Source organism: Peribacillus asahii (genome assembly GCF_004006295.1).
GTDB lineage: Bacteria > Bacillota > Bacilli > Bacillales > DSM-1321 > Peribacillus > Peribacillus asahii_A.
The window spans coordinates 606546-620530 of record NZ_CP026095.1; the positions used below are offsets into that span (position 1 = coordinate 606546).

At 37.9% G+C, this 13985-nt stretch carries 15 protein-coding genes; 11 read left to right on the forward strand and 4 right to left on the reverse strand.

Annotation, left to right across the window (positions count from 1 at the left end):
• Positions 1 to 118: 118 nt before the first annotated feature.
• The 3 genes from motA to map all read left to right on the forward strand — a co-directional run bounded on the left by motA (position 119) and on the right by map (position 2609).
• The gene (motA, locus tag BAOM_RS03060) at positions 119 to 910 is read left to right on the forward strand and encodes a flagellar motor stator protein MotA (protein ID WP_127758999.1); all 792 of its coding nucleotides are present in this window, start codon (positions 119 to 121) and stop codon (positions 908 to 910) included.
• Positions 903 to 1637 (forward strand): flagellar motor protein MotB, encoded by a 735-nt coding sequence (gene motB / locus BAOM_RS03065; RefSeq protein ID WP_127759000.1) that lies wholly within the window; start codon positions 903 to 905, stop codon positions 1635 to 1637. Before motA ends, motB begins: the two co-directional genes overlap by 8 nt.
• Before the next feature lie 225 nt (positions 1638 to 1862).
• Entirely contained in the window at positions 1863 to 2609 is a 747-nt protein-coding gene (gene map / locus BAOM_RS03070; RefSeq protein WP_127759001.1) for a type I methionyl aminopeptidase, read from the forward strand.
• A 43-nt stretch (positions 2610 to 2652) separates the two neighbouring features.
• Here map and BAOM_RS03075 read toward each other — a convergent pair whose 3' ends face one another.
• Entirely contained in the window at positions 2653 to 2877 is a 225-nt protein-coding gene (locus BAOM_RS03075) for a DUF1128 domain-containing protein (RefSeq protein ID WP_119115680.1), read from the reverse strand.
• 184 nt (positions 2878 to 3061) lie between these two features.
• On the opposite strand from BAOM_RS03075, the gene BAOM_RS03080 reads away from it, so the two are divergent.
• Positions 3062 to 3448, forward strand: a complete 387-nt coding sequence (locus BAOM_RS03080; RefSeq protein WP_127759002.1) for a YtxH domain-containing protein — start codon at positions 3062 to 3064, stop codon at positions 3446 to 3448.
• Between the two features lie 17 nt (positions 3449 to 3465).
• Positions 3466 to 4305: a YihY/virulence factor BrkB family protein gene (locus BAOM_RS03085; protein ID WP_252282949.1), complete on the forward strand. Its 840-nt coding sequence runs from the start codon at positions 3466 to 3468 to the stop codon at positions 4303 to 4305.
• Between the two features lie 266 nt (positions 4306 to 4571).
• Here BAOM_RS03085 and BAOM_RS03090 read toward each other — a convergent pair whose 3' ends face one another.
• Positions 4572 to 6491, reverse strand: a complete 1920-nt coding sequence (locus BAOM_RS03090; RefSeq protein WP_127759003.1) for a heavy metal translocating P-type ATPase — start codon at positions 6489 to 6491, stop codon at positions 4572 to 4574.
• Positions 6492 to 6886: 395 nt separating this feature from the next.
• Between BAOM_RS03090 and cax the strand changes: the two genes are divergently transcribed.
• Both cax and BAOM_RS03100 read left to right on the forward strand, forming a co-directional pair.
• On the forward strand, positions 6887 to 7954 hold the full coding sequence (gene cax, locus BAOM_RS03095) for a calcium/proton exchanger (protein WP_127759004.1): 1068 nt from the start codon (positions 6887 to 6889) through the stop codon (positions 7952 to 7954).
• Between the two features lie 183 nt (positions 7955 to 8137).
• Positions 8138 to 8953, forward strand: a complete 816-nt coding sequence (locus BAOM_RS03100) for a YfkD famly protein (protein ID WP_127759005.1) — start codon at positions 8138 to 8140, stop codon at positions 8951 to 8953.
• Positions 8954 to 9046: 93 nt separating this feature from the next.
• Here BAOM_RS03100 and yfkAB read toward each other — a convergent pair whose 3' ends face one another.
• Positions 9047 to 10165 (reverse strand): radical SAM/CxCxxxxC motif protein YfkAB, encoded by a 1119-nt coding sequence (yfkAB, locus tag BAOM_RS03105; protein ID WP_373995329.1) that lies wholly within the window; start codon positions 10163 to 10165, stop codon positions 9047 to 9049.
• Between the two features lie 201 nt (positions 10166 to 10366).
• On the opposite strand from yfkAB, the gene BAOM_RS03110 reads away from it, so the two are divergent.
• Both BAOM_RS03110 and BAOM_RS03115 read left to right on the forward strand, forming a co-directional pair.
• Positions 10367 to 10507 (forward strand): SE1561 family protein, encoded by a 141-nt coding sequence (locus BAOM_RS03110; RefSeq protein ID WP_257467583.1) that lies wholly within the window; start codon positions 10367 to 10369, stop codon positions 10505 to 10507.
• Positions 10508 to 10852: 345 nt separating this feature from the next.
• Complete coding sequence (locus BAOM_RS03115; RefSeq protein WP_127759007.1) at positions 10853 to 12418, forward strand: fumarate hydratase; 1566 nt, start codon at positions 10853 to 10855, stop codon at positions 12416 to 12418.
• 113 nt (positions 12419 to 12531) lie between these two features.
• On the opposite strand, the gene BAOM_RS24145 is transcribed toward BAOM_RS03115, so the two are convergent.
• Positions 12532 to 12678, reverse strand: a complete 147-nt coding sequence (locus tag BAOM_RS24145) for a hypothetical protein (protein WP_164853118.1) — start codon at positions 12676 to 12678, stop codon at positions 12532 to 12534.
• A 112-nt stretch (positions 12679 to 12790) separates the two neighbouring features.
• Between BAOM_RS24145 and BAOM_RS03120 the strand changes: the two genes are divergently transcribed.
• Together BAOM_RS03120 and pdaA are read left to right on the forward strand one after the other, a co-directional pair.
• Positions 12791 to 12976, forward strand: a complete 186-nt coding sequence (locus BAOM_RS03120; protein ID WP_127759008.1) for a hypothetical protein — start codon at positions 12791 to 12793, stop codon at positions 12974 to 12976.
• 139 nt (positions 12977 to 13115) lie between these two features.
• Positions 13116 to 13901, forward strand: coding sequence for a delta-lactam-biosynthetic de-N-acetylase (gene pdaA, locus BAOM_RS03125; protein WP_127759009.1), 786 nt, complete (start codon positions 13116 to 13118; stop codon positions 13899 to 13901).
• The last annotated feature ends 84 nt before the right edge of the window (positions 13902 to 13985 follow it).

The window sequence follows — 13985 nt, forward strand, 5'->3', positions numbered from 1 at the left end:
AATGAACGAGTTTTTAGAAATCGAAGTATGGAAAAAACAAAAATATATTCATTTTTTTACTCAACCTTCCGATATAAGAAATAGATACTAGAAGATTTTAAATGAATGGGTGAGTATTATGGATAAAGCATCATTAATAGGGGTTTTGCTTGGTGTTATTGCAATAGCCTTGGGAATGTTCTTTAAAGGGGTTGCTTTTTCAGCATTAATTAATCCAGCAGCTATTATGATTATTATGGTTGGGACTGTTGCAGCAGTTGTAACAGCATTTCCTATGTCTGAATTAAAGAAAGTTCCAAAACTATTTAAAATTTTATTTACAGAACAACAGTTAACAAAACCAGAGGAGTTAATTAAAACCTTTTCTGAGTGGGCGGTTATTGCTAGAAAAGAAGGTTTGTTAGCACTTGAAAGTATCGCAGATCAAATAGACAATCAGTTTTTGAAAAATGGTTTAAATCTTGCTGTTGAAGGACAAAGTGCGGATTACATACGTGATATCTTGACGGAAGAAATCGAAGCGATGGAAGAGAGACATCGCGGTGGTGCGGCAATCTTTACTCAAGCCGGGACATATGCGCCAACGCTTGGGGTACTAGGTGCTGTATTAGGTTTAGTTGCTGCTTTAGGAAGTATGTCCGATATTGATGCATTGGGACATGCCATTTCGGCAGCCTTTATCGCAACTATGCTAGGGATTTACACCGGATATGTGCTTTGGCATCCATTTGCGAATAAGTTAAAACGTAAGTCTCAACAAGAAGTAAGAGTTAAAGAAATGATGATTGAAGGAATTTTATCTATTATTGAAGGGGAAGCTCCAAGAACAATTGAGCAGAAGCTAACTTCATATTTACCTGCTGACGATCGGAAGAAGTGGCTGGAAGGCGAAGTGAAGCAAGATGGCTAGGAAGAAAAAGAAAAGAAATCATGAAGAGCATATCGATGAATCTTGGTTAGTGCCTTATGCGGATATTTTAACGCTTTTGCTTGCTCTTTTTATTGTTCTCTTTGCTTCCAGTTCCATTGACTCCAAGAAGTTCAATTCGATGTCTAATTACTTTAATCAAGTGTTTACAGGCGGATCGGGGGTAATGGATTTTCCTAGTACAACACAGATGGACAATGCAGAGTCCTTAAAACAAGGCGGAAGCGGAAAGACGGAGCGAGAAGAGCTTTCACACATTCAAGGTAAAGTTAATACATATATTGAAAATAAAGAGTTGAACGATAAGTTAGACACTTCGCTTACAGATGAAGGCTTACTTGTTACAATTCGTGATAATGTTTTATTTGAATCAGGGGCTGCTGATGTAGGGAAAGAGAATCAGCAGATTGCAAAAGATATTTCGAAGCTTCTTGTGATGAACCCACCACGGAGTATTGTTATTAGTGGACATACGGATAATCTCCCAATTAAAACAAATCAATTTGATTCGAACTGGGATTTGAGTGTTATGCGTGCGGTTAACTTTATGAAAATTTTATTAGAGAACGATAAATTAGATCCAGAGTGGTTTAGCGCAAAAGGTTTTGGTGAATTTAAGCCTGTTGCGTCTAACAAAGCGGCGGAAGGCCGTGCTAAAAACCGACGTGTTGAAATTTTAATTGTGCCAAGAACAAACGTAGATGAATAAAAAATCTGTCCAAAGTGACAGATTTTTTTATTCCTTTTTCTTGTTATGAGAAAATGTATCCTCATTGTTTTCATATGAATACATTTACAGTAAGATAAAGAGAGTAGCATAATTTAAGGCTTGGTTATATGGAGCTATTGGTTTCTAGTGCATTTCAGCATTGTTAAAATAAGCTCAAAGTCAATAGTATTTAATACAGCCTACTTTAAAAAGGAAGTGTCATCGTTGATCGTATTAAAATCTGAACGTGAAATACAGGCTATGTATGAGTCAGGGAAAATTTTAGCTGCTTGCCACAGGGAAATTGCGAAGCTTATTCAACCGGGTGTGACAACTTGGGAAATTGAAGAATTTGTAGAAGCTTATTTAAAACAGCATGGAGCAAAACCAGAGCAAAAAGGATATAAAGGATATAAATATGCAACATGTGCGAGCATCAATGAAGAAATTTGTCATGGTTTCCCTCGGAAAACACCGCTGAAAAGTGGGGATATTGTGACGATTGATATGGTAGTGAATTATAATGGGGCGCTTTCTGATTCAGCATGGACTTATCCAGTCGGTAAAGTGTCTAAAGAAACGGAACATTTATTAGCTGTAACAAAAGAATCTCTATATCGTGCGATTGAGGTTGCGGTTGCAGGCAATCGAATTGGAGATATTGGTCATGCGATTCAGTCTTATGTGGAAGCGGAAGGTTTTTCGGTTGTACGTGACTTTATCGGTCATGGTATCGGTAATGTGATTCATGAAGATCCACAAGTGCCGCATTATGGATTACCCCATAAAGGGCTGCGCTTGAAGGAAGGGATGGTCTTTACAATTGAACCGATGGTGAATGTTGGTACTTACGAAGCGGTGAGAGATGCGAATGGTTGGACTGCTTCAACGGCTGATGGAAAATATTCAGCACAGTATGAACATACATTAGCGATTACTAAAAACGGTCCGATTATTTTAACTGAACAATAAGAAGAAGGGACGGAGCTTATTAATCCGTCCCTTTGTTTTATTGTTACACATTACGTAATCGGCCTAATTCTTCAGCAATGGCTTCCATTTCGCTTGGGCTGAAATTTGTTTTACGCATAACCATTTCGTATAATTCATGTAACTCTTCGTACATAGAGGCATTAAATGAATCAGATTTAATCGCACCAATATTCATCATTCTTAGCTTTTCTTTAATTGCTTCTACCATAAATTCTACTGCTTCTGGGCTATTTTTTGTTAAATCCATGTTTACCATCCTCTCGTTCTTTTTCAATTATGTCCATCTTTTCATGATTACGAATAGAAGTCAATGGAAACAGTACGTTCTAATCACAACTATTTTAGAAAGAAATAAAAAATATACAAACAACTAAATTATTGGATATACTTGGAATATCAGATGATTTAATATACGACAAGGAGGGGTATAGATGAGTAGGGAAAGCAGACACTATAGGAAAGAAGAACCGAAGAGTAAATTTGTTCAAGCTGTAGTGATAGGTGCCGTTGTTGGAGGCTGTTTAAGCCTTCTTGATAAATCAACGAGACATAGTGTAAAAGCAAGTACGAAGCAATGGTGCGAACGTATTAACTATCTGGCAAAAAATCCAGACCGTGTCATTGATCAAGTACGAGAAGCTACAACACAAATGAGGACAACCGTAACGAAAGTGTCGGATGAGGTTGCGCTTCTTGTAGATACTGTAGAAGAATTGAGTCATATTCCATCAGAAGTCTCACAAATGATTGAAGAAACGAAAGAGGCTTTCGTTGCTGAAAAGAAAAAGGCAGGACTAAGCGAACAACAGGTAAAGTAGACAATCGAGGTGGTGGCATGGTGGTAAAAAGAGTGATGCTGAGATGGAGCTTCTTTAAAACACTTCTAGAAAAAATAAAAGCTGATGATGTATCTGGTCTTGCTGCTCAACTTTCTTACTTCTTCTTGCTATCACTATTTCCACTTCTTATTGTTTTGTTTACGTTAGTCACGTATTTACCATACTCTGAAGAGGAAATTTTACGAACGGTGCATACTTTTGCTCCAGAGAAGTCCATGGAGTTAATTGAAGAAAACTTAAATAAGATGATGAAAGGGAATGGGAAGTTACTTTCATTTGGGATTTTTGTTACTCTTTGGTCAGCATCTAATGGACTTAATGCCATCATTCGTGCTTTTAATCGAGCATACGACGTAACAGAAAACCGTTCTTTTTTTATTGCCCGGGGAATGTCGATTATTCTCACATTAGCGATGGTTTTTGTTTTTCTTGCCGCTTTATTACTTCCGCTGTTTGGAAAACAAATTGTTTTCTTTTTATTCGCAAAGTTTGGTTTTTCAGAAGAATTTATTAACGTTTGGAATACGCTACGATGGTTGATTAGCTCTGTTGTTCTTTTTTTTGTTTTCTTTATGCTATATTGGATTGCTCCTAATAAGAAATTAAAGTGTTTAAGTGTACTTCCTGGAGCGATATTTGCTACAGTAGGCTGGGTTTTTATGTCCTTGGCATTTTCCTTTTATGTAGAGAAATTTGGGCATTATTCGACAACGTACGGAAGTCTTGGCGGGATTATCGTGTTAATGATTTGGTTTTATTTAAGTGGAATTATCATTATTATTGGTGGAGAAATAAATGCTTCAGTCAGTGAGAAAAAAAAGCCAGATTGCGCGTAATTTGCCTAACATGAGACTTTGGTTTTTGTCAAATACTTTATCTGTACACATCTTTATAAAGGGAGGCACTTGATTATGAGCAATAGCGCAAAAAAAGATGGCAACACAAAACAAAAAGGGAAAAAGCGTTCAAAGCATAAAACATCAGGCTCAGCGAATGGAAAGAACGGTTACCATTAATAAAAGAGGGCTCCTTCTTCGTAAAGGGGCCCTCTTTATTTTAGTATCTATGTCGTGGCGGATTTTACATGCTTACGCTTTTGTTCTTAGCTTCTTAATAACCTCAAGCTATTTAAAATAACTAAAATTGTGCTTCCTTCATGACCAATTACACCGTATGGTAAATCTAAAAATTGAAGGAAGTTAGAAGAGATTAAAAGCATGATCACAACAATTGAGAAAATTACATTCTGTTTAATAATTCGATTCATTTTCTTGGATAATTTTACGGCTTCCGCAATTCGCGGCAGGTTGTTTTTCATCAACACAACATCGGCTGTTTCAAGGGCTACATCTGTACCTTCTCCCATTGCAATCCCAACAGAAGCTGTTGCGAGAGCAGGAGCATCATTGATACCGTCTCCAACCATAGCGACTGTGCCAAATTGTTCTTTTAATTTTTTAATTTCATCAACCTTTGTTTCTGGAAGACATTCAGCAATATAAGCATCAATATGACTTTCAATTGCGATTGCTCTTGCTGTTTTTTCACCGTCTCCTGTTAGCATGACTGTGTATATGCCTTCTTTCTTTAATGCTTCAATCGCTTTCACCGTTTCTTCACGAACGACATCCTTTAAAGTGATAATCCCGGCAATTCCATGTTCATCTTTGGCGAAGACAATTGTTTTTCCTTCGTTTGCAAGGGAAAGGGCGATTCCGTTTTGGAACTGCTCAGCTTCATCACGACCAACAAAGCTTGCGCGGCCCACTTGCCAAAATTCGTTTCCAAAGTACGCTTGAACACCATTTCCAGATATATCTTCCATATCAGTTGGTTTCACTAATTCTTTAGTAATACGAGACTTTGCATAACGTACAATGGCTGTTGCAAGCGGATGGTTTGAATAATTCTCGATAGAAGCGACACGAAGGAGAAAATCTTCTTCTTGTAAGTTTTCGCGAATCACGACATCAGTTACTTCCGGTTTTCCTTTTGTTAATGTACCTGTTTTATCTAAGGCAATTGCTTGTAAATTGCCCAAGTTTTCAAGGTGAACGCCACCTTTAAATAAAATACCATGTCGAGCACCATTGGAAATGGCCGATAGTGTTGCAGGCATAATTGAAGCCACTAGAGCACATGGTGAAGCGACAACAAGTAAGATCATGGCACGATAAAAAGTTTCCGTCCAACTCCAGCCGAGTGCAAAGTGAGGGACAAACATCATTAGTGCTACCACGGCTAATACTACTTTTACATAAGTTCCTTCAAAACGCTCAATGAAGAGCTGAGAAGGAGATTTCTCACTTTGAGCAGATTGTACTAAAGTGATAATTTTTTGGAATAATGTTTCATTGCTAGGTTTTGTAATTTCAATAGTAATCGTTCCACGTAAGTTGACTGTTCCAGCGAACACTTCATCTCCAACCGATTTTGTAACAGGAACAGATTCCCCCGTAATCGCTGCTTGATCGATATTTGTACGTCCATCTGTAATGGTTCCATCAGATGGAACTCGTTCACCTGGTTTGACTAAAATAAGGTCACCTACAACAAGTTGAGAGACAGCAACAGTTTCAGAATAGCCATTTGTTACGCGTAACGCTTCTTCTGGCTGCAAATCCATTAACGCAGAAATTTCTTTATGACTTTTGTTCATTGTGTATGTTTCAAGTGCACCGCTTAATGCAAAGATAAAAATTAAGATGGCACCTTCTGTCCAATAGCCGATAATCGCTGAACCAATTGCAGCAAAAATCATTAACATTTCAACGTTCAATTCTTTATCTTCAATCGTATCTTCAATGCCTTCTTTTGCTTTGGCAAATCCACCGATTATAAAAGCCATTAAATAGATGATAACAGCACTTGTTCCAAGTCCGTTCTTATCCAGCAGCCATCCAACTAAGATTAAAACACCACTAAGTAGAGCGGCAATCAGTTCAAGATGCGGTTTTATTTTTTCAAGCCCATGTGATTCTAGTGTAGCAGGCTGTCGCAATTGCTTTGTATCTGTAGTCATTGTCTTCCCTCCGATTTCTTAATTATGATGATAGTTTTTCTCAATTAGAGGATATTTAAGTGAGAAAGATAATCATCTGCATTCCGTTAAAAAAAGATGAAAGCTGCCATTGTTTATTCAATGGCAGCAATGAATATCGGCTTTTTGTCTATGTTTGATTATTTATATAATATCATACTTCCCGAAAAAGTAAACTATAATAATTCTAATTTAGTAAAAAATATAATTAGTTAACTAGCTATACTTATATGGAATAAAATTGAATGATTTGTAATCTACTGTCACTTATATCTTGAAAGAAAATGGGGATATTAGTGAAACATAGAGTGATTGGTGGAGTAATACATTGAAAAAGAATCTGTTCATTTTGATGAGAAAGTAGGTGGCTTGATAAAATGGCAAATAAAATCTTTATGGTTCTTGTGTTAGTGGGTGTTCCGCTTTCTGTAATTGGATCATTACTGCACTGGCCAAGCGTTGTTATGTTTGTTGTGTATTGTTTAACGATTGTCGCTTTAGCTAGCTTTATGGGGCGCGCAACGGAGAGTCTAGCTATCGTAATGGGACCGCGAATTGGCGGGTTATTGAATGCTACTTTTGGAAACGCCGTTGAACTTATTATTTCGATTTTTTCATTAAAAGCAGGCTTGGTCGGTATCGTGTTAGCTTCTTTAACCGGTTCTGTTTTAGGAAACCTATTATTAGTAGCCGGATTATCGTTTTTTGTGGGCGGTACGCGATACAAAAGGCAGACGTTTAATGTATATGATGCCAGACATAACGCAGGATTGTTGATTTTTGCCGTTATTGTGGCGTTTGTTATTCCAGAAGTGTTTAGTCAAAATATGAGTGATGTAGAAACGATGTCATTAAGTGTTGGTATATCGATTATTTTAATTATGCTCTATTTAGCGGCTTTATTTTTTAAGTTAGTGACACATCGGGGTGTGTATCAGCCGACAGAAAAAGGTGCAGCCATGGGAGCGCATGAGGAAGAAGAGCCTGAATGGGGGAAAAAGACAGCTATGGGCGTGCTGGCAGCTGCGACTGTTGCGGTTGCTTACGTCTCAGAAAACCTTGTTCATACGTTTAGTGAAGTAGGGGAGACATTTGGTTGGACAGAGCTGTTTATTGGGGTCATCATTGTAGCGATTGTCGGAAATGCTGCTGAACATGCTTCAGCGATTATTATGGCTTATAAAAATAAAATGGATATTGCTGTAGAAATTGCAGTTGGATCTACGCTGCAAATCGCTATGTTCGTCGCTCCTGTTTTAGTTTTGCTATCTTTGTTTTTCCCGACATATATGCCGCTTGTGTTCACCTGGCCTGAGCTGATTTCGATGGTAACAGCGGTATTTTTAATGATTATGATTTCAAATGATGGTGAAACAAACTGGTTTGAAGGATTAACGTTAATGGCAGCTTACGTCATTATGGGAATTGGCTTTTATTTACTATAGAACAAAGCTAAAAAGTTAAAAAATATAAGTTTCTAAACAGTTTGGGTGTCTAGCTTCCAGCGCTGTGTTCTTTTCTTATGCAGGAAAGGAAAAGTTTGGAGAAGCGGCCTTGTGTATAGAATACGGTCTACGAACAAAATCTATAGACAATTGACTTATTCTCTTTAAAAGGAGCGCGACACCATGAGAAGATTAGTAATGATTTTGGCCATTTTAATGTGTTCATTCATTGGAGCGGATATCGGAGGAGCTGTGCAAAAAACAGATGTCAAAAAGGCAGCTTCTATGAAAACTTCTATTCCTCCAGCTGTTTTAAATATTACGAAGGAAAATACGTATCCGAATCCAACTCAAGACTTACCACGTTTACAACCTAGTGAATTAGCTCAGCAATTACTTGATTCTTCAGGTGTACCCATTGAGAACCCTGAATTGATTCGTATGTTAAATGAATCAACTATTGCTAAAGCTCCTCTTGCCTTTGGCTATCGTGCCACGATTTATCTTGGGCATTGGGCATTAAATTATCAATCAACTGAGACAGCACCTAACTGGGAATATCAAAAGGTGAATACGAATTATTATGATAATCGCGGAGGTAATCTCCCGTACAGCATTCACTATGTTCAAGAAGCACAAAAAACCGTACATGGTGGATTAACAGCAAAGATTCCTAAAGCGGAAGATGTACAAAAAATGATGCTGTTAAAAGCAACAGAGAAAACGAAACTACCACTTGCTTTCGAGACAATTATCGGAGCAGGAACGAAAAAAGATCACGTATATAATATTCCAGCTAAACGACTCGGTTATTTATACGGATATGCTTCCGCTGTAAATGAAAAAGGGAAAGTCACATATGGTGAAGTGTATTTACATTTAAAAGGCAGCAAGCGTACTTTAACGATTAAAAATGTGACTTCGCAAGGGATTGGAGCATGGATCCCTATTCAAGATCATCTCTCATTTAGTTTTACAGCTTCACAACAACCGAGGTAAGACAGAATTCATTCAAATAAAAAACTCGCCAGCAATCGGCGAGTTTTTTACAAGGCTTTATTATTAGGGTACAGTTGATTTTTCACATATTTCTTAAATACGAGACGTACAACTTTGAAAGTCTGTTTTCGGATAATAAGCATTTTTCACTAACACATTTGGTCCGAGACACTTTACAGCTGGACAGTGGCAGTTGAGTTGAGCGGCCAGCTTAGAGTTCATCCACGTTTCATAGGATTTGGTAAGTGGTTGATCGACAATGTTCCCAAGCGACGGTGCATCACCAAAATCAGTGACAATTACTTCGCCCGTGAAAATATTTATATTTAAGCGGGAGCGTCCGTCTGGGTCATTTCGGACGGTTACTTTTTTCGAATTGTACAAACGTTTTAGCAGCTCTAAATCTTCTTTATTATTGCTGCATGGATAAAAAGGAAGGGTCCCAAATAGCATCCATACATTTTCATCTCGAATATCTAGTAAGTGATGAATAGCTTCACGCATTTGATTTAAAGGAAGCGTTTCTAATGCTGAAGCAAAATCGCTGGGATACATAGGATGCACTTCATGGCGTTTACAGCCCATTTCTTCCACAACTTGCTTATGAATATGATCTAAATAGGGTAAGGTTCGTTTATTTAACATTGTTTCAGCAGAAACCAGTACTCCAGCATTCGATAAAGCACGGGAATTCGTAATCATTTGATCGAATAATTTTTTACGTTGCTCACGTGTTGGTTTTCGATCCATCATTGCGAAACCTGTGTCGATAAATTCATCAATCGTCCCCCAATTGTGGGAAATATGTAGAACATCTAAATAAGGAATAATGTCTTCATAACGTTCTAAATCAAGGGTTAAGTTAGAATTGATTTGTGTGCGTACCCCACGACTATGTGCATATTTCAATAAAGGCAACACATAATTTTTTACGGATTTTTTAGATAGCATCGGCTCGCCGCCGGTAATGCTAAGGGAACGTAATGTTGTAATCTCATCGAGGCGCTGAATCAGTAGCTCTAATGGAAGGGCATCAGGGTCTTTTGGCTGTAATGTATAGCCTACAGCACAATGCTCACAACGCATATTACAAAGGGTTGTTGTCGTAAACTCGACGTTGGTTAGCGTCATTTTTCCGTATTGCTCAATATCCATATAGGCTTCCCAAGGATCATGCTCGGGAGTGATTGGTGTTAGTATCGTTTCTTTCATTGTCATAGTCTAAGGCTCCTTACGTATTAATGCACTAACCCATTATGAACAAACCGAATAATTAATGTCAATAATGGGACGCTTCGGGCGAGATTTCAATTGCACTTTATATATAGATTCGATACGATAAATAGACGAAGACGGAAGGAGAATGTTTTCATGGGAAAAACCATTCACAGTAAAGATGATTAAGTTAAGTATTTGAAGGAACGTTTAACGATATTTATGGAGGTTCTAGATAGCATTGAACCTGAACATACAGAGTTAGAAGATATTGATCGTTTAATTAATATGATTGACGAATTAGAGGAGAAAGTCGAACAATTCAAGAGCCGCGGATAAGAGTAGGATTTGTACGATAGTATGAGTCCTTTTCGTTGAATATTCAATAAAACCTTGTTTTTTAAAAAAACAAGGTTTTATTTTGGAATATAACATTGGGATAAATTGGTTGAAGGCGATTGGTTTTGACGTAATGGCAATGTCTAAAACTGTTGTATAAGGGTCGCTATGTCTTTTTCTATAAGCATGCCAGAGACAAGTTTTCTAATGAAATAAAAAGTCTGTCTTTTCGAAATATAGGGATAGATGTATAATGAAACAGGTATTAAATTCATTTAGTGATGTCTACGTCCAGAGAAACATAGACATCGCAATTAAATATAGGGGATTGAGGGGGACTGCAAGATGGATATGTTTAAATTTCAAGAAAGTATGTACAGTCTAATTGTAGAAACATCTACAAATTTACCAAAAGACGTGCGTCGTGCAATTAAAGGTGCAAAAGCACGCGAAAATGCTGGTACACGTTCAGCAATGAGTTTGGCAACGATTACAAATAACATTACAATGGCGGATGATAATGTATCTCCAATCTGTCAAGATACAGGACTGCCAACATTCAAAATTAAAACACCAGTTGGCGTAAATCAACTTGAAATTGCAGAAGCGGTTCGCAATGCGTTAGTTCTTGCGACAAAAGCAGGAAAGCTTCGTCCAAATGCAGTTGACTCTTTAACAGGGGAAAATAGCGGTGATAACTTAGGAGAAGGTCTTCCGGTTATCAAATTTGAACAATGGGATAAAGATTATATCGATGCGCGCCTAATTCTTAAAGGTGGCGGTTGTGAAAATAAAAATATTCAATACAGCCTTCCATGTGAGCTTGAAGGACTAGGTAAAGCAGGTCGTGACCTAGACGGTATTCGTAAATGTATCATGCACTCTGTATACCAAGCACAAGGGCAAGGATGTAGTGCTGGATTCATCGGTGTTGGAATTGGTGGAGATCGCTCTTCAGGATACGATTTAGCAAAAGCGCAACTTTTCCGCAGCAATGATGATGTAAATCCAAACGAAGATCTTCGTAAATTAGAAGAATACGTAATGGAGCATGCAAATGAATTAGGCATCGGAACAATGGGCTTTGGCGGTGAAACAACATTATTAGGTTGTAAAGTTGGTGTTATGCACCGTCTTCCAGCTAGTTTCTTCGTTTCTGTTGCGTACAACTGTTGGGCATTCCGTCGCTTAGGTGTGAAAGTAAACCCTGAAACAGGCGAAATTAACGAATGGTTATATCAAGAAGGCGAAAAAATCGACTTCGCACTTGAAGATAAGCAAGCAGAGCAAGAAACAGCAGCAGCATCTGAAGCAGCTGTAGAAGGACCTCGTGAGGTTGTTCTAGAAGCACCAATTACAGAAGAGAAAATCCGTGAACTTAAAGTCGGTGACGTTGTTCATATTAACGGTAGAATGTACACAGGCCGTGATGCAATCCACAAGCACTTATCTGAAAATGATTCACCAATCGATTTAGATGGTCAAATTATCTATCACTGTGGTCCAGTTATGCTGAAAGATGACGAAGGTAAATGGCATGTAAAAGCAGCTGGTCCAACAACAAGTATTCGTGAAGAACCATACCAAGGGGATATCATGAAGAGGTTCGGAATCCGTGCTGTTATCGGTAAAGGCGGAATGGGACCAAAAACATTGGCAGCGCTTGAAGAGCACGGCGGCGTTTACTTAAACGCAATCGGTGGAGCGGCTCAATACTATGCAGATTGTATCAAATCTGTTGACGGTGTGAACTTTACAGAGTTCGGTATCCCTGAAGCAATGTGGCACTTAAGTGTTGAAGGTTTCACGGCGGTTGTTACAATGGACTCACACGGAAACAGCTTACACAAAGACGTTCAACAAACATCATTAGAAAAATTAGCTAAGTTTAAAGAAACAGTATTTAAATAAGAAAGAAGCGGGTGCCTCTCCAATAGAGAGAGCACCCGTTTTTTATAAGATGATTGAAGGTGTAAAACTTCAGATATGTCTTGATATCTAGCTCCAGAAACCTTGCTCTTTTCTTAGCTTTCATTTTCTTCACTTGGCAAAGGATCAATGGTTGTGGCATCTTTCGAATTCAATGCTTTTTTGAGGACATAGACAAAGCCGCCGCCTACTAAGCCGAGACAAAAAATAAACCCCATCGAAATGATCCACCATTCAGCCATGAAAGCGCCTCCTTTTAGCAAAAATATATGCTCAAGAGAAAAAATTATTTCCAAAATGTCCAAATATTTAAAAATGGCGAGCATATAATAGTAGCAGAAAGGAGGGAATGGTATGCAAAATAATTATTGGTTATACTTCTTTGCTCTATTAGCCGGTTTTGCTTTTATCCTTCTTCCTGTCGCTGGTACAATTTTTGCTGGGCTTGAACCTATTTTGGCTGTGATTGGCATTGTTGTTGTCTTGCTTTTCGCTGTCATTATTGTTTGGAAAGCATTAGAATCATTGTTTAAACGATAAATCAACATAGATTGGGACCATCCTTCTTCTATATTGGAAGGGTGGTTTTTTATTGGAATCCTGCCAATTCCTTCTCCTTACATATAAATGCTTTTACGCCAAACAATAAGAGAAAAGCATTTTGGGGGATTAAATAAAAATGAAGAAACTAATCTGTTTATTGACCATTTGGAGTGTATTATGGGCATTAGCAACTCCGGCTTTTGCCGAATCATATAATTGGGGAATGAAGAAAGGAAGCAACGGAAAGCCAGCTGAAGCAGGCCAAAAATTTGACGAAATGCTGCCAAAATATGAGGCGGTTTATTTAGGGGATACCTCGAAAAAAGAGATTTATTTAACGTTTGATAATGGTTATGAAAATGGATACACAGGCCAAATTTTAGATGTACTTAAAAAACAAAACGTACCAGCTACCTTTTTTGTAACGGGTCATTATTTAAAAACAGTACCCGAACTTGTGAAAAGAATGGTAAAAGAAGGACATATCGTGGGAAACCATTCATGGACACATCCGGATATGACGGCTATGACAGATGAACAGATTCGATTAGAATTACGTCAAGTCAAAGAAAAAACAGCAGAGTTAACAGGTCAGCAAACAATGAATTATTTGCGTCCGCCGCGTGGAGTGTTTAGTGAAAGAACGATGAAAGTAGCTAAAGAAGAAGGCTATTATCATATATTTTGGTCGCTTGCTTATAAAGATTGGGTTGTTAATGAACAAAAAGGAGCGGCTTATGCTCACGGTGAAGTAATGAAACAAATTCATCCAGGAGCCATCTTACTTATCCATACTGTTTCAAAAGATAATGCTGATGCACTTGATTCTATTTTAACGGATTTGAAAAAACAAGGGTATGTATTCAAAAGTCTGGATGATTTAATGATTGAGCAGCAATTGCCGAATCGGATGTTGTATTAATAATAAAGTGGAGCCCTCATTTGGGCTCTGTTTTTCTATTCTAGATAAAAACATGATATAATACGTTGCAAACTGTCAAAGAGA